Here is a 22,219-nt window from a genome sequence, read left to right on the forward strand (position 1 = left end):
GTTCTTGATACCGCTACTCCAGTTCCTGATACCGCTACTCCAGTTCCTGATACCGCTACTCCAGTTCCTGATACCGTTACTCCAGTTCCTGATGTTGCGACCTTTGCCGTTGTGCTTACAGATGCTATTCCCGCCATCGCAACCCCTGCCGTCCCTGCCACTGCTGTTAAGTACCGTTGATGGCAGCTTCAGTAGCCGCCGGCTTATCCCGCGTGCCGGACACTCTCGCGGTGGCGGCGATACCGGATGCGGATCAGACGAAGGCGCTCATACAAGGTGTCGAGGTTGCCGCCTTCGGCGGCTTCAGTCCCGTACACCTTATGCAGCACCGGCTTCAAGAGCGTATCCCCCAGTTCCTCGTAGGCCATCCAAACGGCCTGCTGCTCCGCTTCGGGCATCTCCTCGAGCTCGGCGCTCACCAAATCGTCGGTATTGTAGCCTTCCTTCTCCAAATTCTCCAGCAACTCGACCGCATCCCGCCGCTCGATCCCCGTCCGCATGCAGATCTCCTCGACCTTAAGCCCTTCGGCCAACGCCTCCAGCACAGCTCGCCGGACGCTGAATTTCTCCATCTCGGCCCGGTATTTGACCTCCTTCTGCTTATACAGCCAGGAACGGAACACTTCGTCGTCGATTTCCTGCTCGACCCAATCCAGCGGGAACCCGTGATTCCGGTCCGCCGCCTGGGTGATCGCCAGCAGCTCGGCGCCGTATTCACCGGCTTTGTTCTCTCCGACGCCCGGCAGTTGCAACAACTCATCGACCGTCTGCGGCAGGAACACGCTGATCATCCGCAGCAGCCGATTGCTGGCGATCAAGTACGGCGCCTTGCGCTCCGAGGAGGCTTTCTTCCGGCGCCATGCCGTCAATTCGTTGTATACCGGTTCGTTGCCGTTGAATTCGCTGTAGCAAATCAGCTTCTGCGCCGCCATCCCGCGCCCGGTCAACGCCTCCTTCTCGTCCCAAATGCCTTCCATTACGGGGCGAAACCCTTCCCCCAGCTTGGCCGCCAACCGGTGGCGATAGATGTGCAGCATCTCCGACCAAGACGCTCCTTCGTACCATAGATCCTCCTTCTCCCCGTCGACGCTCAGCTCATTCCAGCCCATGCGCCAAACGCCTTCCTCCTCACCGATCCACACCTGGGCTCCCCGCAGCATGGCCCCGTCGTCCTTCTTCTCCAGACTGTTCAAAAATACGATCCGCATCAACCTTACCCTCCTTAAAAATTTCAGCTACGAAGGAGTTCCCCCAAAATCCGGCGCAAACGCAAAAAGCACCTCTTCCGCGAATATATTCGCAAAAGAGGTGCTTCCCCCAAACGTAACCTGTTATCCCTAATAATACCATGATTACCCAGGCTGTCAATGCGGATTTTTTCATTTTCCCCATCGCCTCCCGTTTTCCAGTATAATAACTAGAGAGAATCCCAATTAAGGAGGCAACCCAGATGAGCGACCCGCATCAAGAGCTTGATTTCCTGTCCGACAGCACCGAAAACACCTCGACCCGATTCGTTACCTTTATCGGCGGATCGCTGAAACGCTTTGACCTCGCGGTCACGACCACCAATCGCTTTTATGGGAAAAAGCTGGTCACCGACCTGCATAACGGCCGCACGGCCATACTCGGCACGGACGACCTGGAAGAAGAAGGGTACCTCGAGCATATTTATCAGCTGAATGAGGAGGAAGGTACCGAGCTTCGCACGTTTTTGTATCAGGTCCTGGGCGAGCCTTACTTCACCGATTAAGTTAAAGTTCGGTCATTCACGTCTCCAGGATCCGTTAAGTTTACCGTTACACGACACCCATCCAGGCGCTGACGCTGGCCATCTCCAGCTCCTCGAACTTGGAAACCACCTGGGCCGCGTTCAGCTCGAGCCGGCAGGCATCCACATCGCACTCCAGCTCGATGTCGCAGCGGATCGTGGCCAGCTCCCGGGAGAGATGCAGCATCTGGAGATCGGCTTCGATTTTGGCGCGGACCGATTTGGACAGCTTGTCCAGATTGGCGAGAATGCCCTCGACCGAGCCGTGCTCCTGCACCAGCTTCAGGGCCGTCTTCTCGCCGATGCCGCGCACGCCCGGATAGTTGTCGCTCGTATCGCCCATCAAGCCCTTCAGATCAACGATCTGTCCGGGCGTCAATCGCTTCTCCTCCATCAAGGCCTCCGGCGTATACACCATGTAGTTGCCGTGGCCTTTCTTCATGATGATCACGCTCGTTCGTTCGTTGACCAACTGCAGCATGTCGTGATCGCCCGTCAGCACCAGCACGTCCATCTCTCGGCCGAAGCGGGAGGCCAGCGTTCCGATGCAATCATCCGCCTCATACCCCGGCGAGCTGATATTGGGGATGCCCAGGCTGTCCATCACCTCGCGGATCATCGAAAATTGCGGAACAAGCTCCTCCGGCGCGTCCGACCGATTGCCTTTGTAGTCAGAGAACTGCTCGGTCCGGAACGTTTTGCTGCCCAAATCCCAGCAGCAGGCGATATGCGTCGGCCCAAACTTCTGTACCGCGTCCCAAAAATAACGCATAAACCCGTACACCGCGTTGGTCGGAACACCTGCTTTCGTGCGCCGGATATAGCCCGTAGCAGCCGAAGCATAGAATGCGCGGAACATCAACGCCATCCCGTCCACCAGCAGAATCGTATCCTTACTGCTTTGCACCAAATTCACGGTTCACCCAAGCCACCTTTCACTTCAAAATATTTATTTGCCCCACACTTGTTCGTAGGTCTCTTCCTTGTATCCGACGGTCACGCTCTCCCCATCCGTCACGATCGGGCGCTTAATCAGCATCCCGTTCGATGACAGCATCGCGAGCTGTTCTTCCCGCGTCATTCCCGCCAGCTTGTCCTTGAGGCCCAATTCCTTATAGACCTCACCGCTGGTATTAAAAAACTTCTTCAATTCCAGCCCGCTGAGCTTCACCAGTTTGTCTAGTTCCGTGGCGCTCGGCGGCGTTTCCTTAATATGATGCAACTCCAGCTCATGCCCTTTGGACTGCAGCGACTGAATCGCTTTGCGGCAGGTGCCGCATTGCGGATAATGATATACCGTCAGTTTACTCATGTTCCAAACTCCTCCTAACCGTTTGCTGAAAAGAACCCGTCTTCGCGCAGCAGCTCCTCCAGCTCCCGCATATCCGCCGGCAGCTCCGACCTGAAGGTCAGCGCTTCACCGGTCAGCGGATGGCGGAAGCCGAGCTCCGAAGCATGCAGCGCCTGCCGTCCGATCGCTCCGTCCAACCGCGCGATACGCTCGCGCTCCGGCTCCGGCAGCTCCGTCCGACCAGGCAGTCCGTAGAACTTGTCGCCGATCAGCGGGTGGCCGATCGACGTCATATGCACGCGGATCTGATGCGTCCGCCCCGTGCCGAGGCGCAGTTCAACGCGAGCCCCGGCGCCATAGGCTCTCGCCACCTTGTAATAAGTCAACGCCGGATACCCCGACGGGGTGACGATGCGGCGATGAGGCTCGTCCGGATCGCGGTCGATCGGACCGTCGATCGTTCCCTCCGATACCGCCGGGCAGCCGTGCACCAGCGCCGTATACTTTTTACTCACCTCGCCGGCGATCAACTGCTCGGAAATATGCTGATGAACGTACGCATTTTTGGCGATGGCAATCAAGCCGCTCGTCTCTTGGTCCAGACGATGCACGGGACGGAAACGGAATCGTTCGCCTTTCTCCTGCCAATAATGCACGACCCCATTCGCGAGTGTCCCCGTGTAGTGCCCATGCGTCGGATGCACAATCACTCCCGCTGCCTTATTGACGATCAGCAGCGCCTCATCTTCGTAGACAATCTCAAACGGAATGGGCTCCGGCAGGATATCGACGGACGTCTCCTTCTCCAGCGAGACGCTTACCGTATCTCCGGCCTTGACCGGGACGCTGATGAACACCCGCTGCCCGTTCAGCATCACCCCGCGCTCTGTCAGCTTAATCCGCGACAGCAGCTTCCGGGAGATGCCCATCCGGCGCTGGAGCACGCTTTTGACCGTCCAACCGTCTTCCGCCGCAGCCACTTGATATTCAATCGGATCATAATACTCGGATCTCACTTGTTGCCAAACACCTTCTTGCTTCGCACATATTCAACATCAGCCACCTGCTGGCGATGATTGGCCGTACGGGCTGCGGCAAAGAAATAATCCGACAACCGGTTCAGATAGATCAGCACATCGGCATTGATCTCCTTGACCTGGCCTAACGTAACCACACGGCGTTCGGCGCGTCGGCAAACAGTCCGGCAGACGTGCAGCGCCGCAGCCAGCGGCGTACCTCCCGGCAGAATAAACTTCTCCAGCGGCGGATTCTCCGACTGATGGCGGTCGATCCAAACCTCCAGGCGTTCCGCCATCTCCGGCGTCACTTTATAACGGCTCTCCGACAGCTTGACATAAGCAAGGTCCGAGCCGCAATCGAACAGCTCCTGCTGGATCTCCAGCAGTTGCTCGCGAAGGTCGGCCAACTGCTCCTCGTCCGACAAGCTGGCCGCCTGACCGACGAAACTATTCAGCTCATCAATCGAGCCGTAGGCTTCAACCTGCGCATCATCTTTCGTAACTCTTCCGCCGATGACCGAGGTTTGACCTTGATCGCCAGAACGCGTATATATCGACATTCGAATTCCTCCCCGTGACATACTCTCGTACCATCTTACCATAAATCGAAGACCGACTGGTCATGGAACTGCTGGAACCGCAAAAAGGAGATCCGCAAGCGGATCCCCTTCAAAATGCAAGACATGGTAAAAACGTTGCTAACGCCGATTTGATTTTGGATAGGTTTTCATCGTTTTCATGAACTCATTGATTTTCAGATCCAATAAGCTGCTGATTTCAATCACAATGTCCGATGTAAAGGATTTTTCCTGCAGGAAGAGCCGTTCCATCTTGCTGCGCAGCAAGTGAATTTCGTCCTCCAGCGTTACGGCTTGCGGTGAATTTGGCTGATGCGGATCATCCGTCCATGGATGTATTTCGCGGCCCTCAGCGATTAAAGCATTATCGTATGGCAGGTTGTATTCACCGCGCAAAAGAAATCCCTCCCTGAGAAACTAAAACCTTCTTCCAAAATCAAATTATACCATGTCCACAAAGCTTAAATCAATTAGAAAATGAAAGAAATGTTAATAAACTCCAAATCTCGAGGGTTTTCGAGTTTTCCCGACACGAATCAACCTTGCTTCACTTTGCGAATGAATTGTTCCATGCGATTAAGAGCCTCGTTCAACTGGCTCACTCCCGTAGCATAGGAGCAGCGCAGGAAGCCTTCCCCGCCGGCGCCGAACACATTCCCCGGAACTGCGGCGACCTTCGCCTCCAGCAGCAGACGTTGGGCGAACTCCTCCGAGCTGAGTCCGGTTGACGTTATGCTTGGAAACGCGTAGAACGCCCCTTGCGGCTCATGGCATTCCAGCCCGATGTCGCGCAAGCCCTGAACGATCAACCGACGCCGCTGGTTATAAGATTCGACCATTTGGTCTTTCTCCTCCAGCCCGTTCTTCAGCGCCTCAAGCGCGGCAACTTGCCCCATAACAGGTGCGCACATCACCGTATATTGATGAATTTTCAGCATGGCATAAATCAGGTCCGGATGTCCGCACGCATATCCCATACGCCAGCCGGTCATGGCAAACGCCTTGGAGAACCCGTTAACCAGAATCGTCCGATCTTTCATCCCCGGAATCGAAGCGAAGCTGACATGCTTCTGGCCATAAGTCAGCTCCGAGTATATTTCATCGGAAATGACGATCAGGTCATGTTCCTCCACGATTTTTGCAATCGGCAACCAGTCCTCGTACGTCATGATACCACCGGTCGGATTGCTCGGATAATTTAAGATGAGGACCTTCGATTTAGGTGTGATCTTGGCCTTCAGATCCTCCGCCTGCAGCTTGAACTCATGCTTGGCGTAGGTTTCGATTTCGACCGGCACCCCTCCTCCGATCGACGCGATCGGCGAATAGGAGATATAGCAAGGCACCGGAACGAGAATCTCGTCGCCCGGTTCGATCAATGCCCGCAGGGCCAGATCAATCGCCTCGCTGCCTCCCACCGTGACGAGAATCTCATCCTTAGGATTGTATTTCACTTGATAGCTCGTATATAAATATTCGGCGATCGCTTCCCGAAGTTCGGGTGTCCCCGCGTTCGACGTGTAGCTCGTATACCCGCGTTCCAGCGAATAGACGCAGGCTTCCCGCACATGCCATGGCGTAATAAAATCCGGTTCGCCCACGCCCAGCGTAATAATATCCTTGCTCCCGCTGGCCAGATCGAAGAATCGGCGGATGCCGGAGGGTTGAATCTCCCGAACCCGCGGAGCCAAATACGATGTCATCGTCTTATCCGATTGCTCAGCACGTTGTGATTGAATGCTCATAACATAACTTCCTTTACGGAGATATCAACAAACGGCGATCTTCTTCGGGATCCTCGAAGATGATGCCGTCTTGCTTGTATTTTTTCAAAATAAAATGCGTTTTCGTCGACAATACCGATTCCAGAGTGGACAATTTGTCGGATACGAACCCCGCCACTTCCTTCAGGTTGCGGCCTTCCACTTCCACCAGCAGATCGTACGCGCCGGACATCAGAAATACCGATTTGACTTGGGGAAACAGGTAAACCCGTTCCGCGATCGTATCGAAGCCACGCCCCCGTTCGGGTGTAATTTGCACTTCGATTAACGCCGTAACCTTCTCGTCGTCCAGCTTGCCGGAATTCACCACGGTCGCGTATTTGACAATCACGTGGTCCTCTTCCAATTCCCGAATCGCCTCCGCCACTTCCTCCGCAGAAACACCCACGAGCGTCGCCAGCAAGTTCGCATCCCGGCGGGCGTCCTCTTTGAGGAGGTCCAGCAGTTTGAGCTTCAATTCGCTTAGTTGTTTCATCCCTCATCCTCCAGCGATGCTTCCGCATGCCTCCCGTGATTTCGAGCGACGTGCGAAATAAATTTAATACTTATATTACATGAATTTCGAGCGTCTGCATAGAAAAACCGTCCATCCCAGGTAAGCTTCCGGAATGAGACGGTTCGGTTATTAGATCGAGTAAGGCGGCAGCACATTCGGCTGATGCGCTTCCACATTTGCCTGATGGGCATGAGGCGTCCAGCGAGAAGCCCGCTGTTCCGTAAACTGCCGCAGCTCCTGCTGCGTTCTCTCCGCCTCCTGCAGTTTCTTGTCCAACATCGAACGCGGCGCGGGCGCCGGAGCCGTGTAAATGCCTTGATGCTTCATCAATTCATAAAGGGTTCCCTGCAATCTCAAGGTGCTGTTCGTCAGTTCCGTAAAGAGCTGCCGGACGGCTGGACAGGACGACTCCGTCGTAGCGGTCGTATATTCCCGGACGGTACGCCGTAAATCGGCCAAAATCGATTTAAGCAAATCGTTCTGAGGCAAGAGTTCCTGGTTATCCATCTGATTCATCGGCTGTTCCTCCTCTAGGCAAGTTAATGATGATCCGACGCTGGCGCCGCCATTTGATGCTGGCGCAGCGATTCCGTCAACAGGTGCAGATGATGTTCATGTATGCGGACATGCTCCTGCATCGCCTGCTCGATTTCAAAATTTTGCGAAATAGCAACCCCGTAGGCGCAAAGCTTGCCGAGCATCTCCTCATTGGAGATCGAGTCGGCGATGTAGTCCAGTTCTTTGATGGACATTGGCTGCATCTGAGTATAGAACATCGATTTTCCCTCCTGGTGAATGATCCTTCTTCCGGTAGTATGCCCCGCTGCAGATACGATATGTTTCCCGTACCGATTTTCACTGTTTTCAGGCTGCAACGGTGGATCTCAGAATGAATTTCCGCCTCGCTGCTGCGCAGCTCCAAGCCTGTGCCAGCCCGTCAGGCTAGCGGGCTTCAGTGGCCTTAGGCGCCCGCTTTAACAGCCGGCGCAGCGCCAGCCAGCTTAGCACCGGCGTTGCCCCCAAGGCGAACATCAGCCAGGTAATCGTCGCCATTCGCGGAATCAGGGAATACACGGCGATGAACAGCAGCGTCCCTCCCAAACGGCCGACGGTAATGCTGAGCTCGCGCAGCACGATCAGTTCAACCCGCTGCTCGACGCTTTCCGGGCTGTTCCCGATCAGGTCAAAGACCGAGGAAATGACCGGGATCAGATAAAGCGGCAAAAACAGCGAGGTGCCGATCCCCATGACCATCAACGTAGCGTAATTTACCTTCCAGAGCAGCGGAAGGATGACGGCGGTAAGCAGGATCGCCCCAATCAGCATACCGGTATAGCGCGCGCGAATTTTCAACCACTTCCCTACGGCCCAGAAGCTGACCAGAGACACGAGGGACGTGATCAGCGAGAACTGCCCGATCCGCCACTCCGCCGAAGTGCTGATGAAGATCAGCAAGTTAATCAGGAACGAAAACACGCCTTCGCGCAAGCCGTGGGCGGCTGAAGCCGGAGCAGCCTGACGCCAGGGACTGCCCTTTCGCAGCTGGTGAACGGGGGCCAACCAGTTGTAGGGCTCGCCGGTTTTTCTTTTTTTCAGCCAAAAACTAAGCAAAATCCCGGCCCCGTACACGATCAGCGAGAGGGTGAAGATCAGTCGATAACCCGCTTCCCCGTGCTTCATGGAAATGAGCCAGCCCGAAATCCACGGACCGAAGATTCCGATCACCGAACCTAAAATGCCGACCCAGCCGTTAAATCGGTCCCGGGTCTCGACATCGGTCACCTCGAAATACACGACGTTGAAGGCCAGCCAAAACAAGCCCGAACCGGTTCCAAACAACAATCCGAGCGGCCATATGTAATCCACCGTATGCTTGCCCGTCCAGAGCACCAGCAAATAGAAGATCCCCGAGACGATGATGCCAAGCCGTAGAAACATCATTTTATCGCGTTCCTTCACCCATTTCCCGACCATCCAAAAAACAAGTCCCAGCGCCAACTGCTGGCTGAACGTGAACCAGGCGATCAGGTTGAAATCCGGTTTGACCTTCCAGATATAGACGTTCAGGAACGTGCCCGACAAAGCGCCGGCAAGTACAAATAGGCCGTTGACTGCCAGCAGCAGAACGGATTGGCTGTTCAGGTGTTTTTTCATGAATTCGCTCCCCCGCCAAACTTCGAGTTTCCCCCTGTAAGAGGTTGTTCAAAAAGGCATCTTCCATGACGAAGCCGAGCTTGTGAAGTGGATTGATGTCGCATCTTGAATCCAGCCGGGCCCTCCATTGCTCACGTACCCAAAACGTACGCCCCGCTACTTTCTCCCTAACTTCTCGGCCTGAAAACCGACTTTTTGAACTTGCAACTGTAAGATACCCAAAAATGGCCGAAGCATGAGGTTAATTGATGAGTCCGGAGCGTCCCTGAACGTGAAAAAGCCCCGTCCATCCCGGACAGGGCTTGTCGCTGCCAAATTTTAAAACAGGTTACGCGTTGTTTTCTTCGCCGGATAGGGTGCGGATCATGGCAATCCGGGCAGCCTCGTCCAAAAACCGGCTGACGTGAAAGCATGCGGAGCAGACGTATACATTCAGCTCGGCTTCTTCCGTAAGGAGCGGAGAATTCCCGGGGGCCGGGACAGCCGCCTCAAACCCACTCCCTTGCGCAATCAACTTCTGCTTTCCGGCATAGACCATATATTCCCGGCAATGCGGGCATTCCGGCACTTCGTCCTGACCGTCCAGCAGCTTCTCCACGCCGGTTTCGTACTTCAGCAAATCGCCGCCAGAAGCCGTAAACGCCTCAAGCCGACGAACGGCACCGAGATGCGCCGCTCCTTCATCCTCCCAGAACGGATCTCCCTCCGCTTCCTCGTCGTCCTCATCTTGAGGATGCTTCCGATCGTGAAAAGGATGGTCGTTGTCCTCCTCCTCGAACTCTTCTTCCGAGCCCAGCGTAATGTTCAGCGTCCGGTAGCCCTTCAGCTCATTGTGGCAATGCGGGCATTCCTCCTCCGGCCCCAGCTCTTCATCCCAAACGATCTCCGTTTGGCACCATGGGCATATCGTCGTTTCCATACTCCGTTCGTCCTTTCGTTCCCAAATTAAGCATTCCACAAATAAATAATGCCCGCGGCTAAAAACAGAATAGAGGCGATAAATAACACCTTGACCAGGTTTTTCACGTCATTTCTACTCCTTCAACTTAGATCCCTATCCGATACAAGCGCCGATCAAAAAAGACACCGAAACCGAAACGGCCATCGCAATAAAGCCGACGCTGGCGTTCCCCGCCGCGATCTCGTCGTCGATGCGGAACACCGGCGTCAGGAATTCAAACAGCAAATATGCAGCAAACAGCAGCAAGGCTCCGACCGATGACCAGATCATAAAATCGTAGATGGACGGATGCCCCGCCGCATAACGGATAATATTAGCCAGCCCGAAGATCTTCCCGCCGGTAGCCAGAGAGGCGGCCAGATTGCCGCGCTTAATCTCCTGCCAGCAGCGGTACCTTGCAAACAGCTCGAAGCAGGAAAGAAACACGATCAATTCCAACACCGCTACGGAAAAATATCCGATCATCTGCCCCAGCGGTTGCTCCAAGAGCGGATCAATGCTTTCCTTCATAGCGCCCTCTCCCTTTTTGCCATGAGGCGATTCGTTCTTACTTCAGCTCGGCTACCGTAACGCCGGTCCCGCCTTCCCCATAATTCCCCAAGCGATAGCTCTTAATATGCTTATGCTTACGAAGATACTCGGCAATTCCCGTTCGCAGAATCCCCGTGCCTTTGCCGTGGATAATATAAATCTGACCTAAATTGCTCAAGTAGGCTTCGTCGATGAAACGGTCGACTTCAATCAGCGCCTCCTCCAGATTGGCGCCGCGCAAATCCAGCTCACTGCGCACGTTCTCGTCGCGCGTACGCTTGACGTTCGGCGCCGTCCGTTGTACCGGCTTGCTGGCTGCCGGTGCCGCAGCGATCAGCTCCATATCGTCGAGACTCACCTTCATCTTCATGATGCCGAGCTGCACGACTGCTTCTTTGCTGCCGGAGAGCTCCACAACATGGCCTTTCTGATTCAAGCTGTACACCATCACCTCGTCGCCCGGTTCGATCTGCCGAGGCGGCTTCGCAGCCTTACGCGCGGCAGCGCTCTTCTTCCGGCGCTGCGGCTCGGCTTCGTCCAGCTCCTTGCGGGCGGCGATCAGCTTGTGCTCCTTGACCGCAGCTCCCTCCTCCATCGCCAACCGGCGCAGCTCGCTGATGATTCGCTCCGCCTCCTGCCGTGCCTTGGCAATGATCGCCGACGCTTCTTCCTCCGCCTTCTCCAGGCGTTTGTCCCGCTGCTGCTCCAGCTTCTCCAGCTCTGCCGCATGGCGGCTGCGGAGCTCTTCCAGCTCGCGCCGCAGCTGCTCGGCGGTTTCCCGCTCCTGCTCGGCTCCAAGTCGGTTCTGCTCCAGCGAGGCGATCATGTTCTCGACGCGCATATCCTCCTCGGTCACTTCGCCGCGGGCGTACTCCAGAATTCGCTCCGGCAGACCCAGACGTTCGGCGATGGCGAATGCGTTGCTTCGTCCCGGAACGCCCACCAGCAGCCGGTAGGTGGGGCTCAGCGTAGCGACATCGAACTCCATGCTGGCGTTAATGACACCTTTGCGCTCATAGGCATAGGCTTTCAATTCGCTGAAGTGGGTGGTCGCAACCATCCGGCAACCCAGCGAATGGATATGCTCCAGAATCGCAATGGCGAGTGCCGAGCCTTCCGCGGGGTCGGTACCTGCACCCAGCTCATCCAGCAATACCAGGCTCTTCGGCGTCATCCGGCGCAGGATCGAAATAATATTCGTCATATGGCTGGAAAACGTACTCAAGCTTTGCTCAATGCTTTGTTCATCCCCGATATCGGCGTAGATCGCATCAAACACGCACAGTTGGCTGCCGTCCTCCGCCGGCACGAACAGTCCGGACATCGCCATCAGGCTGAGCAGACCGATCGTCTTCAGCGTAACGGTTTTCCCCCCGGTGTTCGGACCGGTGACAATAATCGTCGAATACTGATTCCCCAGCTCCACATCGATCGGCACAACCTGATCGGCCGGGATCAGCGGATGTCGGCCCTTCTTCAGCTTGAGGAAGCCACGGTCGTTCATGCGGGGCAGCGTTCCCTTTAGTTCCCGGGCCAGCCGGGCTTTGGCGAAGATAAAATCCAATTGCCCCAGAACGTCCCCATCGTACAGCAACAACTCCGCCTGTTCCCCGACTTGAGCGGTAAGCTTCTGCAGAATGACCTCGATTTCACGTTCTTCACGCAGCCGTGTCTCGCGCAGTTTGTTGTTCATCGCCACGATCGATTCCGGCTCAATAAACAGCGTGGCCCCCGATCCGGATTGATCGTGTACAATCCCGCCGAAATGAGCGCGGTATTCCGCTTTGACCGGAATGACGAACCGGTCGCCGCGAATCGTAATGAGCTGATCCTGCAGCATCTTCGAGACGGAAGACGAACGGATCATCGCGTCAAGCTTCTCCCGGATTCGCACCTCCCCGCCCCGCAGCTCGCGGCGGATGGCGGCGAGCTCGGAACTGGCCGAATCCAGCACCTCTGCGCTTTCGTCGATGCAGCGTTTGATCGCATCTTCCAACGGCTTCTGCTCGCTTAGAGCATCGCTCAAGTGATACAGCAGCGGGATCTCATGCTCTTCCTGCATCGCCGCGATATACCGTTTGATCCGGCGCGAGCCTTCCAGCGTGGTCGCAATGCCAAGCAGCTCGTGCGGATTCAGCGTCCCGCCGATCCGCGCCCGTTTGACGGCCGGGGTGATATCCACAATCCCGCCGAATCCCGGCGCACCTTTCAGGCGGTCCACCTTAAACGCTTCGTCCGTAGCTTGCAGCAGCCGCTTCACCTCTTCCAAATCGGTGGCAGGCTGCAGCGCTTCCGCCGTTCTTTTGCCAAGCGCCGTTTGGGAATAAGAGGATAGCTGCTCTATAATTTTTCGGTATTCCATGGTTTTGATAATTTTCTCGTCCAAGTACGTTCACAACTCCCCTCGGGCTATGATCCCATTATAGCGAAACCATTCATTTTTCGCCATTTGCCCCAACGCACACATAAGAATGCGAATTGCGGAACATGATAATTGCGTATAGCCAAACGTACTTACTTCTAAAAGGAGGCTATGTACCATGCATTTTCTGGGACACGTCGTACGATTCATCGTCTCCGCTTTGGTTCTGCTGGTTGTGGGATGGCTTGTACCGCAATTCAGCGTTGGCGGATTCGGCAGTGCCTTGCTGCTCGCCTTGGTTATCGCTTTGTTAGGCTGGGCTATTGAAGGCATTTTTGGAACGCGGGTTACCCCGTTTGGGCGCGGAATCGTCGGTTTTCTTACGAGTGCGCTCGTGATCTGGCTTGCCCAGTTCATTATTTCCGGCGTATCCGTCTCCGTTATCGGCGCTTTGCTTGCAGCATTGGTGATCGGGATTATCGACCTGTTCATCCCTGTGGCAACTCCCTTTGACGCAGGTAAAGACAAAGCGAGCCGTTAATGGCGGTGCTCCAGGCTTAGAGGCCGTTCCTGCCGCAGGCGATTCAGCCGCCGCAGGAACGGTCTCTTTCTGCATGAAGAGATCTGATTTGCGCCAGAAAGCTCGGCTCCTTATAGGGCACCTAAGGACAGCCCGTGACCTGCTTCAGCAGAAGTTCAACAATTCTTCAAACCTCGAGCATTCCAGTCCCTGCGAAATACGGTATGATATTCTTAAATTTGTCACAAATATACTGTATCGCGAGGGATAATTGTGAAGAAAAACATAGCAATCGTAGCAAGTTCTGTGTTATTGCTGCTTGTGACCGCTTGCAGTGGGGGAAAAGCAGCGGAGACCAACGGAGCGGCTGCCGAAAATAAGATCAAACCGGAGGCCGAATTGGTCATCGAAGCCAGCAACTATCAATTCGATCAAGCCGAATACCACTTGAAGAAGGACGTTCCGGTGAAGATCGTTTTCAAGAATGCCTCCGGCAATCACGGGGTGCTCATTCCGGGACTGAAGCTGCAGCTTGACCGGAAGAACGACTCCGCAGTGATCGTCCCGACCGAAGCCGGCGAGTTCGAAATGGCCTGTTCGGTCATGTGCGGCTCCGGCCACGGCGGCATGGTCTCCAAGATTATCGTGGAATAACCTTAACCTTACGCAACAAGAGCCCGCGGCGCAATGCTGCGGGCTCTTGTGCATGGGCGATCTCGGATCGCGGCTTAACTTTGATCCTGTTCAAGCAATTCGATCCATTCGTTATATTCCGATTGCAGCTTGGCGTAATCGTCCTTCAGCCGCCGGTATTCCTCTTCGCGTTCGGCCTGCTGCTCCTGCTCTTTCTCCCGTTCCAGTTGCAGGAGCCGGAATTGATGGGAGATCAATTCGTAACTGTCCGTGATCTCTTGCAACTGTTCCGTTAGCCGGCGCTTCTCTTCCTCCATGGTCTCTACATCCCCGGCTATCGTCAACAGGCGCTCGCTGCCGGCTGCACTTTCCTGCTGCCATTCGTCCAGTTGGCGTTGCAGCTCGGCTTCCTTCTCGCGCCAAGAACTCAACTCGCGTTCCGCCGAAGCCCACTGCTTGCGCCATTCCCGTTCCCGCTCCTCCGCGGCCTCTCGGTAGCTCTCCAGCTCGGACTCCAGCGCGGCAACCGATTTGCGGCCCTCTTCGAGCTCCAGCAACCGCAGGTTCAGCTCGTCTCGCTCTTGCTCCAGCTGCCGCTTCTCAGCTCCGGCCGTCTGCGCCGCCAGGAGAGCTTGCTCCCGCTCCTCTGCGGCCTGCTCCAACCGGGAACGCAGCGTATCCCGCTCGGTTGCTGCGATGGCAGCCTTATCACGCTCCGTCTGCAGCTCGCTGCGCGCTTCCTCCAGCCGGCTGGCTTCGGCCGCCAACTGCTCGGTTAACCGCTCGCCCTGGTCTGCAGCCTCGAGCAAGCGGATCTCCAGGCGGCTGATTTCCTCGCTGCGCTTCTCGGCCAGCTTCTGCCACGACTTCTCGTTCTGCTGCGCCGCCGATATTTCGGCACGAAGCTTGTCCTCGCGCCCCTTGGCTTCCTGCAGCCGCTGCTGCAGTTGCTTCGTCTCCGCTTCCGCAGTCTGGAGCGTCCCCTGGAGCTGCTTCGCCTGCTCCTGAAGCTTACCGCTTTGCTGCAGCGCCCGTTGCTCGGCCGCCTTGGCGTCCTGCTCGCGCCGCTGCAGCTCGCTGACCTGCTTCTGCAGCTTGGCGGCCTCTTCCTTCTCCTTCGCCGCCAACTGCTCGGCTTGGCGCAGCTTGGCCTGCAGCTGCGAATGGCTGCCCCGCTGCTCCGCCAACTGCCGTTCCAGCTCCTGCATCCGGCTGCGCAGCTTGCGCGCTTCCTCTTCCTGCCCGAGCAGGGAAGCTTCCAGCTTCTCCGCTTGTCCCGCAAGCTGTCGCTTCTCATTCTTCAGTTGCTGCTGTTCCTCCTGCAGCGCCTTATACATGTTCTCCTGCTTGGCATGCAGGTCCTGCAGGACGGAGTTCTCCTGAAGTAGTACGGTCTTCTCCTGCTTGGCATTCTGCAGTTCGTTCTGCAGTTGCTCTACCCTGATCGCTTCCTCGGCCATGCGCACCGCCGCCAGTACGGCCAGCCGCGGCGTGTCCAAATGAGGATAGGCCTGAGAGATGCTGCGCATATGTTCATCCACGCGGCGCGCAACCTGCTTCATGTATTCCGCGCTGCTGCCGACGATTTTATAAGAAGTTCCGTAGATCTCCACGTTTACGCTAATTCGGCCTTGGTTACTCAAGTGGTATGTGCCTCCTTTGTTCCTGTATGTCGTCTCATAGATGCTGATATTTGCACAAAAGTCACATCGAATCGGTCGTCTTACAAATGATTCGATGTGACTTCGTCCAATTCCTGCTATTTTCGAAGCTCAGCCGCAAAAGTTTGCGACAGTCCTTCGACCACCCGGTCGTGGACTGCTGCAACCTCTTCGTCCGTCAGCGTCCGTTCCATGTGACGATACACCAGCGATAAAGCCACACTCTTCTTGCCTTCGCCTAATTTGGCGCCGGTAAATACGTCGAATACCCCCACCGATTCCAGCAGCTCGCCGGCCGTTTCGCGGATCGCTCCGATCAGCGCCCCCGCTTCCACTTCAGCGCCGACGACAACGGCGATATCGCGCTGCATCGCCGGATACCGCGGCAGCTCCTGGTAGACATAGGCTTCACCGGCGTATCGGTACAGCGGTTCAAGCAGCAACTCCGCCGCGTACGTGTCCTCCAGGTCCAGCTCCCGCTGCAGCTCCGGATGAAGCTGGCCCAGCGTTCCGATCCGTTCTTTGCCGGCAGCACCGTTCAGGAAGACGGACGCCGAACGCCCGGGATGGAAGCCTTGCGGCCGGTCCGCTTCATACGAAATCCGGTCGGCAAGACCCAGGTATTGGAACAAGCTCTCCAGCGCGCCTTTGAGATCATAGAAGTCAACCTTCTCCGCCGGCGCATTCCAGCGTTTCTCCGTTCGTTCGCCGGTCAGCAGCAGGGCAAGCACCGGCAGCTCTCTCGGCTGCTGGCTCAGCTTCTCCTCGGCAGTCCGGAAAATGCCGCCGATTTCGAACAGCGCCAGATTATCCTGCTTGCGGTTGCGGTTATAGACCGCGATGTCGATCATCCCCGGCAGGAGGCTGCCGCGCAGCACGCTGCGATCCTCGCTCATCGGCATGGCCAGGCGGATCTCCCGATCCCCTTCGCCAAGCTGCGGGAAGTTGGCGCTCACCCCTTCGCGAATGAAGGAGTAGCCCATCACTTCCTGCCAGCCGCCATGGGCGAGCAGACCGCGGAGGGTACGGCGCAACGCCTGCGGCTTCGTGTACCCGCCGACCGTGGTGGTCCCTTCCATCATCGTCGTCGGAATGTTGTCGTAACCGTACAGCCGCGCCACCTCTTCGATCAAATCAACGTCGCGCGTAATGTCGCCGCGGCGCGTAGGTACGCGCACCTCGATGACGTCTTCGGCGCCCGCACATTCGAAGCGGAGCCGCCCCAGAATCGCCTTGGCTTCCAGCGAAGAAATACTTGTCCCCAGATAATCGTTCAGCTTGCGGAGCGACAAAGCGATCACTTTCGCTTCCGGCTCGTGATGAACCCTCTCCACAACCCCTTGGGCCACATGACCCCCGGCATGAGCAGCCATCAGCGCAGCCGCGCGATCCAGCGCCGGAATCACGGCTGCCGGATCCACCTCTTTCTCAAACCGCAACGAAGCCTCCGAACGAAGACCCAATGTTCGCGAGGTTCTGCGAACGCTGCTGCCGGCGAATTTCGCCGACTCCAGCACGATATTGACCGTTTGATCCGTAACTTCCGTATCCAGTCCGCCCATCACGCCGGCTAACGCTACCGGACGATCCTCGCCGTCCACGATCAAGAGGGCCCCGGCTTCCAGCTCGCGCTCCTGCCCGTCCAGCGTCACCAGCTTCTCGCCGGCTTTCGCCTGGCGCACGCCCAGCGTGCCGCCGGCGATCTTGTCGGCGTCAAATGCATGCAGCGGCTGCCCATACTCGAGCATCACGTAGTTCGTGATGTCGACGATATTGCTGATCGGGCGAATTCCCGCCGCCATCAGCCGGTTTTGCATCCACAGCGGGGAGGGCCCGATTCTCACGCCTTCGATGTAGCGTACCGCATAGCGGCTGCACAACTCGGGAGCGTCGATCTTCACTTGAATCCGCTCCTTGGCGGAGACGCCGGAATTGCCAAGCTCCGGCTGCGGCAGCTTCACCTCGCGGCTTAAAATCGCACCAACCTCATAAGCGGCCCCAAGCATACTTAAGCAATCGGAACGGTTCGGCGTAAGATCAAAGTCCAGCACCTTATCGTCCAGACCCAACAGAGCTGTGATCGGCGCGCCGATCTCCGCATCCTCGGGCAGTACCAGAATCCCCTCCTGCTGTTCCTTCGGCAGCAGCTTGTCGTTCATGCCAAGCTCCTTGGCCGAACAGATCATTCCTTGCGACAGGACGCCGCGCAGCTTGGCTTTCTTGATTTCCAGCCCGCCCGGCAGCTTCGCGCCCACAAGCGCGACCGGCACCTTCTGACCTGCGGCAACGTTTTTGGCACCGCATACGATTTGCAGTTCCTCCTCCTGCCCGGCATCCACGAGGCAAATGTTCAGCTTGTCGGCATCGGGGTGCTTCTCTTTACTTTTCACAAATCCTACCACGATGTTCGTGACGCCTTGATTCCGGTTCTCGATCGAATCGATTTCAATCCCGGATCGGGTGATTTGCTCCGCCAGCTCTTCCACGTTGACCCCGTCCAGGGAGATATAGTCGGACAACCATTCGGTTGATACTTTCATAGTCAATTCCCTTCCCTCTTTACGATAAATTAAACTCTGGCAAACTGCTGCAAGAAACGCAGATCGTTGTTGTAGAAGTAGCGGATATCATCAACGCCGTACTTCAGCATCGCGATCCGTTCTACGCCCATCCCGAATGCGAAGCCGCTGTATTCCTCAGGATCGTAGCCGCTCATCTCCAGAACGCGCGGATGCACCATTCCGCTTCCGAGAATTTCCAGCCAGCCGGACTGTTTGCACACCCGGCATCCTTCGCCGCCGCATTTCATACACGTCACATCAACCTCAACGCTTGGTTCGGTGAACGGGAAGAAGCTGGGGCGCAGACGGATTTGCGTGTTTGGCCCGAACATTTTGCGCGTGAACTCCAGCAAGGTGCCTTTCAGGTCGCTCATCCGGATTCTTTTGCCAACAACCAGCCCTTCGATTTGATGGAACTGGAACGAGTGGGTCGCATCGTCGTCATCCCGCCGGAATACGCGTCCCGGGCAAATAATCTTGACCGGCACCTCGCCCTGCATCGCTTCCATCGTCCGCACTTGGACCGGCGACGTCTGCGTACGCATCAACAGCTCCTCGGTCAGGTAGAAGGAATCTTGCATATCGCGGGCCGGGTGATCCTTCGGCAAATTCAGCGCTTCGAAATTATGATAGTCGGTCTCCACTTCGGGACCTTCCGCAATCCGGTAGCCCATGCCGATGAAAATCGCCTCGATCTCCTGGATCACCTGGTTCAGCGGATGAATGCTCCCTTGCTTGAGCGGACGGCCGGGCAGCGTAACGTCCAGCTTCTCGGCAGCTAGACGCGCTTCCGTCTCCTGGCGCTGGAAGAAGGCTTGCTTCTCTTCGATCACCGCTTCGATGGCGGCCCGGACCTCATTGCCGACTTGCCCGATCACCGGGCGCTCCTCCGCGCTTAACGCTCCCATCCCGCGCAGGATTTCGGTTAACGCCCCCTTCTTGCCCAAATATTTAACCCGCAGCTCGTTCAAATGCCCGGCGTCAACCGTTTCCGCCAGCTCTTTGAGCGCCTCTGCTTTCAGTGCTTCCAGACGTTCTTTCATGAATAGCTCCTCCTAAAAGTTTTGTAGTACGAGTTCAATCGAATCCGCCTCTTGACCTGCTTCGCGATCAAAAGATGACTTTTTGAACAACCTCTATTAAGACAAAACAAAAAAGGCCTCTTCTCCCGTAAGGGACGAAAAGACCGTGGTACCACCCTTGTTAAAGCGCCGCATCCCTTCGCCCAAGCGCTGGGCTCGCAGGCTGCGCACTGCTCTCACTTGAACGAATAACGGCTCGTAACCGGTATCCCCTAGTGTGCCGACCTGCAGCAATCCGCCTTGCGGCGTTGCCTGTACAGCGGCAGTTCAAGGAACTGCTCCGGAGCGAACTTCGGCAGCACCGTTTCCCTAGCGACGCTCTCAATCTTCGGCGTCCCTTCCCTGTAGGCCGGTTCCTGCTTACTCTTCTCCATCAATGCATTTCATTTCATGTCATAATTACCTGTTATTATATGCTAAACCGGCTGCCGTTGGCAAGCTGGTGTCAAACTATGGTATCGTATAGAGGTTATTCGCAGCCTCACCCAACTGATAAGGAGGAATTCCCCCATGAACGGCAACGAACGTAAGAACATCACCCCCGGCCTCACCGTAGACATCGTATTAAAAAAAGACCAGCCCACGGGCAAGCTAACCCGCGGCGTGGTCAAAAATATCCTGACCAACTCCGCCACCCATCCGCACGGAATCAAGGTCCGGCTGCAGGACGGTCAGGTAGGCCGGGTCAAAGCCATTCTCCCGAACAATGCCAACTAAACCCCGTTCGCCTCAAGGAATGCGGTCGTCCGGGCCGGGCCACCGGGCCAAATCCGCCGCCGCCTCCCTTGGGGTTACGCCCTGTTCCAGCGTTTCAACGTCGGGAACCAGGCCCGCATCGTTTCCCTCGCCTTGGCTTGATCCGCAAACATCCCGGAATCGCCGCCGTACTTCAGGCATTGCTCAATCATTTCCTCCATCGTGACATCGCTGGTGAACCGGCCTCCCTCGTAGCAATACACGCAGTACTCCTGATTTTTGCCGCCGTCTTCATTCGTGCCTCGCACTTCTTCGCTCGACAACGGCATTCCGCAGCTTTGGCAAAATGTGCTGTTCTCCATTTGATTCATGTTCATGACCCATTCCTCCTTCGTTAAGATGTCCCCATCGTACCAATGTGAATAGGACATCTGTCTGTCATATTAAGAAGGATTGGCGTATATTTCTGCTATTTTCTTGGCTTTGTTTCGTAGAATCTCTCGAATATGCGGCGGAGACACGACCTCCACTTGCTCGCCAAAGGACAGCAGATAACCGTATACCCAGTCATCCTCCGGGTAGCTGGCCGTAACCAGGTAAGCTCCGTCTTCCTGCTCGCGGATATGAACCCGCTCAAACTCATCAAAGATTCGATACGCCATCTGCGGAGGGAACCGGAGCTCCAGGACAACAGAAGTGGAACGGTCGTCCGTCGTGGCGACACCCAGCGGCATCACCTCAAGGTCGCGGCGTTTATACAAAGTATCGGTAACTTCGAGTTCTTCAATCCGGCTGATTTTAAAAGTGCGCAGCTCCCGGCTCTGCAGGCAGAACCCCTGCAAATACCAGGAGCGGTTTTTAAACTGCAGCTTCATCGGCTCGGCTTGCCGCTCTGTTCTTTGGCCGTACGAGCTATAATAAACGAACTTGATGATCCGCTGTTCCAGGATCGCCGTCTTCAACTGTCCGAACTTACGCCGCTCTGCCTCCCCGCTGTTCCAGCCGGAGAAATCGACGTCAATCCAGTGGACCTCCTCCTTGCGGAATAACGTGCTCAGCTTGGACAACACCTGACTTGTTTGCAAGGCGTTGGTAGCTGCCAGGCTCTGCAGCCCAAACAAGATCTCCTTCTGCTCGTCCTCGGACAGCAGGGACTTGTTCAGCACAAAATCGGGCAGCAGGCCGATGCCGCCGCCTTTTCCTTTACTGGCATATACGGGTATGCCCGCACCGCTTAATGCATCGATGTCACGGTAGATCGTGCGGGTAGACACCTCGAACCGCTGCGCCAGCTCGGCGGCGGTCATCGTCTTGCGCTCCAGCAACAAATATACGATTTCAAACAGCCGGTTCATCTGCACGGGTCCCCTCTCCTTTGCCATCCAGTATACCCGATAAATGAGACATAGCCATGTCATATTAAATAAAAAAAGGGCTCTCTCCAAGGAGGGCCCTTCTGTGGTTGCGTTCGTTATGCCGTGCGTTTCACGTCCAGCGGTTGTTTAGGTGCCGGGGTGTGCGTTCCGGCCTCGTTTTTCTTGTGGAACAGCTTGCGGAGGTAAGGAAGTACATAGTAGTCGAGGCCGATTTTACCGGCATTGGCGGCAGCGACGAGAACCAGGACTTCAAGAATCAGCATTTGTGCGTTCGTGCTTACCGTACCCGAGAAGAGGAAGGCGGCGTTCATCACGAAGCCCATCAGTGCGGCGAAGGTGGTGAAGGTACCGAGTATGAGACCCAGGCCGACCAGGAATTCGCCGTAAGGCACCAGCACGTTGAAGAGATCGACGTTCGGCAGGGCGACGTGTTGCAGGAAGGTGGCCCACCAGCCTTGCACGGCCGGGTGGTCGCCGGCGCTGTTCGCGATCGCGCCATTCAGGAAGCCTGCGGCATCGAAGCCGCCGGTGATTTTATGATAGCCGGCTTCGATCCATTGATAGCCGAGGTACACGCGGATGACGGTCAAGATCCACATCGCAACTTTGTTGGTTCTCAGGAAATTGTTAAACATGATTCCCACTCCTTTGGTTTATCGTTCTTTTTGTTTTTTTTGGATGATCATCTTTGATGTCTTTATTATATGTGATATTTTTCACTTTATATGTGATTTAAATCACAA

General features: G+C 56.1%; 26 protein-coding genes. 5 read left to right on the forward strand and 21 right to left on the reverse strand.

The features are described from left to right. A partial coding sequence (locus tag BN3795_RS26005; protein ID WP_232730000.1) for a hypothetical protein occupies positions 1-180 on the forward strand: 180 nt, incomplete at its 5' end. 23 nt (positions 181-203) lie between these two features. Here BN3795_RS26005 and BN3795_RS21270 read toward each other — a convergent pair. After that, complete coding sequence (locus BN3795_RS21270) at positions 204-1,208, reverse strand: HRDC domain-containing protein (RefSeq protein WP_068786709.1); 1,005 nt, start codon at positions 1,206-1,208, stop codon at positions 204-206. A 242-nt stretch (positions 1,209-1,450) separates the two neighbouring features. Here BN3795_RS21270 and BN3795_RS21275 point away from each other — a divergent pair, with 242 nt between their 5' ends. Beyond that, positions 1,451-1,753 (forward strand): DUF3055 domain-containing protein, encoded by a 303-nt coding sequence (locus BN3795_RS21275; protein WP_068786710.1) that lies wholly within the window; start codon positions 1,451-1,453, stop codon positions 1,751-1,753. A gap of 46 nt (positions 1,754-1,799) precedes the next feature. Here BN3795_RS21275 and BN3795_RS21280 read toward each other — a convergent pair whose 3' ends face one another. From BN3795_RS21280 to BN3795_RS21340, 13 genes are all read right to left on the reverse strand, one after another. Continuing rightward, the gene (locus BN3795_RS21280) at positions 1,800-2,681 is read right to left on the reverse strand and encodes a 5'-3' exonuclease (RefSeq protein WP_068786822.1); all 882 of its coding nucleotides are present in this window, start codon (positions 2,679-2,681) and stop codon (positions 1,800-1,802) included. Positions 2,682-2,720: 39 nt separating this feature from the next. After that, positions 2,721-3,083 (reverse strand): arsenate reductase family protein, encoded by a 363-nt coding sequence (locus BN3795_RS21285; protein WP_068786711.1) that lies wholly within the window; start codon positions 3,081-3,083, stop codon positions 2,721-2,723. 14 nt (positions 3,084-3,097) lie between these two features. After that, the gene (locus BN3795_RS21290) at positions 3,098-4,078 is read right to left on the reverse strand and encodes an RluA family pseudouridine synthase (RefSeq protein WP_068786712.1); all 981 of its coding nucleotides are present in this window, start codon (positions 4,076-4,078) and stop codon (positions 3,098-3,100) included. After that, the gene (locus tag BN3795_RS21295; RefSeq protein ID WP_068786713.1) at positions 4,075-4,641 is read right to left on the reverse strand and encodes a cob(I)yrinic acid a,c-diamide adenosyltransferase; all 567 of its coding nucleotides are present in this window, start codon (positions 4,639-4,641) and stop codon (positions 4,075-4,077) included. The genes BN3795_RS21290 and BN3795_RS21295 overlap by 4 nt, the downstream gene beginning before the upstream one ends. A 138-nt stretch (positions 4,642-4,779) precedes the next feature. Next, on the reverse strand, positions 4,780-4,998 hold the full coding sequence (locus BN3795_RS21300; RefSeq protein ID WP_068786823.1) for an aspartyl-phosphate phosphatase Spo0E family protein: 219 nt from the start codon (positions 4,996-4,998) through the stop codon (positions 4,780-4,782). A 197-nt stretch (positions 4,999-5,195) separates the two neighbouring features. Further along, positions 5,196-6,404, reverse strand: a complete 1,209-nt coding sequence (locus tag BN3795_RS21305; RefSeq protein ID WP_068786714.1) for an aminotransferase class I/II-fold pyridoxal phosphate-dependent enzyme — start codon at positions 6,402-6,404, stop codon at positions 5,196-5,198. Positions 6,405-6,417: 13 nt separating this feature from the next. Next, positions 6,418-6,918, reverse strand: a complete 501-nt coding sequence (locus tag BN3795_RS21310) for an Lrp/AsnC family transcriptional regulator (RefSeq protein ID WP_068786715.1) — start codon at positions 6,916-6,918, stop codon at positions 6,418-6,420. Between the two features lie 150 nt (positions 6,919-7,068). Continuing rightward, positions 7,069-7,455, reverse strand: coding sequence for a spore coat protein (locus BN3795_RS21315; protein ID WP_068786716.1), 387 nt, complete (start codon positions 7,453-7,455; stop codon positions 7,069-7,071). A gap of 23 nt (positions 7,456-7,478) precedes the next feature. Then, the gene (locus BN3795_RS21320) at positions 7,479-7,715 is read right to left on the reverse strand and encodes a hypothetical protein (RefSeq protein ID WP_068786717.1); all 237 of its coding nucleotides are present in this window, start codon (positions 7,713-7,715) and stop codon (positions 7,479-7,481) included. A gap of 166 nt (positions 7,716-7,881) precedes the next feature. After that, on the reverse strand, positions 7,882-9,093 hold the full coding sequence (locus tag BN3795_RS21325) for an MFS transporter (protein ID WP_068786718.1): 1,212 nt from the start codon (positions 9,091-9,093) through the stop codon (positions 7,882-7,884). 328 nt (positions 9,094-9,421) lie between these two features. Then, complete coding sequence (locus BN3795_RS21330; RefSeq protein ID WP_068786719.1) at positions 9,422-10,012, reverse strand: hypothetical protein; 591 nt, start codon at positions 10,010-10,012, stop codon at positions 9,422-9,424. A gap of 135 nt (positions 10,013-10,147) precedes the next feature. Next, the gene (locus BN3795_RS21335; protein WP_068786720.1) at positions 10,148-10,564 is read right to left on the reverse strand and encodes a DUF350 domain-containing protein; all 417 of its coding nucleotides are present in this window, start codon (positions 10,562-10,564) and stop codon (positions 10,148-10,150) included. A 37-nt stretch (positions 10,565-10,601) separates the two neighbouring features. Beyond that, a complete protein-coding gene (locus BN3795_RS21340; protein ID WP_068786721.1) occupies positions 10,602-12,971 on the reverse strand; it encodes an endonuclease MutS2 in 2,370 nt (789 codons plus the stop codon). 154 nt (positions 12,972-13,125) lie between these two features. Between BN3795_RS21340 and BN3795_RS21345 the strand changes: the two genes are divergently transcribed. Both BN3795_RS21345 and BN3795_RS21350 read left to right on the forward strand, forming a co-directional pair. Next, on the forward strand, positions 13,126-13,488 hold the full coding sequence (locus tag BN3795_RS21345; protein ID WP_068786722.1) for a phage holin family protein: 363 nt from the start codon (positions 13,126-13,128) through the stop codon (positions 13,486-13,488). A gap of 252 nt (positions 13,489-13,740) precedes the next feature. Beyond that, positions 13,741-14,121, forward strand: coding sequence for a cupredoxin domain-containing protein (locus tag BN3795_RS21350; RefSeq protein ID WP_068786723.1), 381 nt, complete (start codon positions 13,741-13,743; stop codon positions 14,119-14,121). Positions 14,122-14,195: 74 nt separating this feature from the next. Here BN3795_RS21350 and zapA read toward each other — a convergent pair whose 3' ends face one another. The 4 genes from zapA to BN3795_RS25685 form a co-directional block, all read right to left on the reverse strand. Next, positions 14,196-15,743, reverse strand: a complete 1,548-nt coding sequence (gene zapA, locus BN3795_RS21355; RefSeq protein WP_068786724.1) for a cell division protein ZapA — start codon at positions 15,741-15,743, stop codon at positions 14,196-14,198. A 116-nt stretch (positions 15,744-15,859) separates the two neighbouring features. Then, positions 15,860-18,301, reverse strand: coding sequence for a phenylalanine--tRNA ligase subunit beta (gene pheT, locus BN3795_RS21360; RefSeq protein ID WP_068786725.1), 2,442 nt, complete (start codon positions 18,299-18,301; stop codon positions 15,860-15,862). A gap of 29 nt (positions 18,302-18,330) precedes the next feature. After that, the gene (gene pheS / locus BN3795_RS21365) at positions 18,331-19,365 is read right to left on the reverse strand and encodes a phenylalanine--tRNA ligase subunit alpha (RefSeq protein ID WP_068786726.1); all 1,035 of its coding nucleotides are present in this window, start codon (positions 19,363-19,365) and stop codon (positions 18,331-18,333) included. Between the two features lie 251 nt (positions 19,366-19,616). Continuing rightward, positions 19,617-19,778, reverse strand: coding sequence for a hypothetical protein (locus BN3795_RS25685; RefSeq protein WP_198524790.1), 162 nt, complete (start codon positions 19,776-19,778; stop codon positions 19,617-19,619). A gap of 136 nt (positions 19,779-19,914) precedes the next feature. On the opposite strand from BN3795_RS25685, the gene BN3795_RS21370 reads away from it, so the two are divergent. After that, complete coding sequence (locus BN3795_RS21370) at positions 19,915-20,121, forward strand: YwbE family protein (protein ID WP_068786727.1); 207 nt, start codon at positions 19,915-19,917, stop codon at positions 20,119-20,121. Positions 20,122-20,195: 74 nt separating this feature from the next. Here the strand turns inward: BN3795_RS21370 and BN3795_RS21375 are convergent, their stop codons facing one another. The 3 genes from BN3795_RS21375 to BN3795_RS21385 all read right to left on the reverse strand — a co-directional run bounded on the left by BN3795_RS21375 (position 20,196) and on the right by BN3795_RS21385 (position 22,111). Further along, positions 20,196-20,477 (reverse strand): zinc ribbon domain-containing protein, encoded by a 282-nt coding sequence (locus BN3795_RS21375; RefSeq protein WP_232730001.1) that lies wholly within the window; start codon positions 20,475-20,477, stop codon positions 20,196-20,198. A gap of 66 nt (positions 20,478-20,543) precedes the next feature. Next, positions 20,544-21,455 carry a helix-turn-helix transcriptional regulator gene (locus tag BN3795_RS21380; RefSeq protein WP_232730007.1) on the reverse strand — a complete coding sequence of 304 codons (912 nt, stop codon included), beginning with the start codon at positions 21,453-21,455 and terminating at the stop codon, positions 20,544-20,546. 116 nt (positions 21,456-21,571) lie between these two features. Further along, positions 21,572-22,111, reverse strand: a complete 540-nt coding sequence (locus tag BN3795_RS21385) for a DoxX family protein (RefSeq protein ID WP_068785022.1) — start codon at positions 22,109-22,111, stop codon at positions 21,572-21,574. Positions 22,112-22,219: the final 108 nt, after the last annotated feature.

The organism is Paenibacillus phocaeensis (assembly GCF_900021165.1).
GTDB lineage: Bacteria > Bacillota > Bacilli > Paenibacillales > Paenibacillaceae > Fontibacillus > Fontibacillus phocaensis.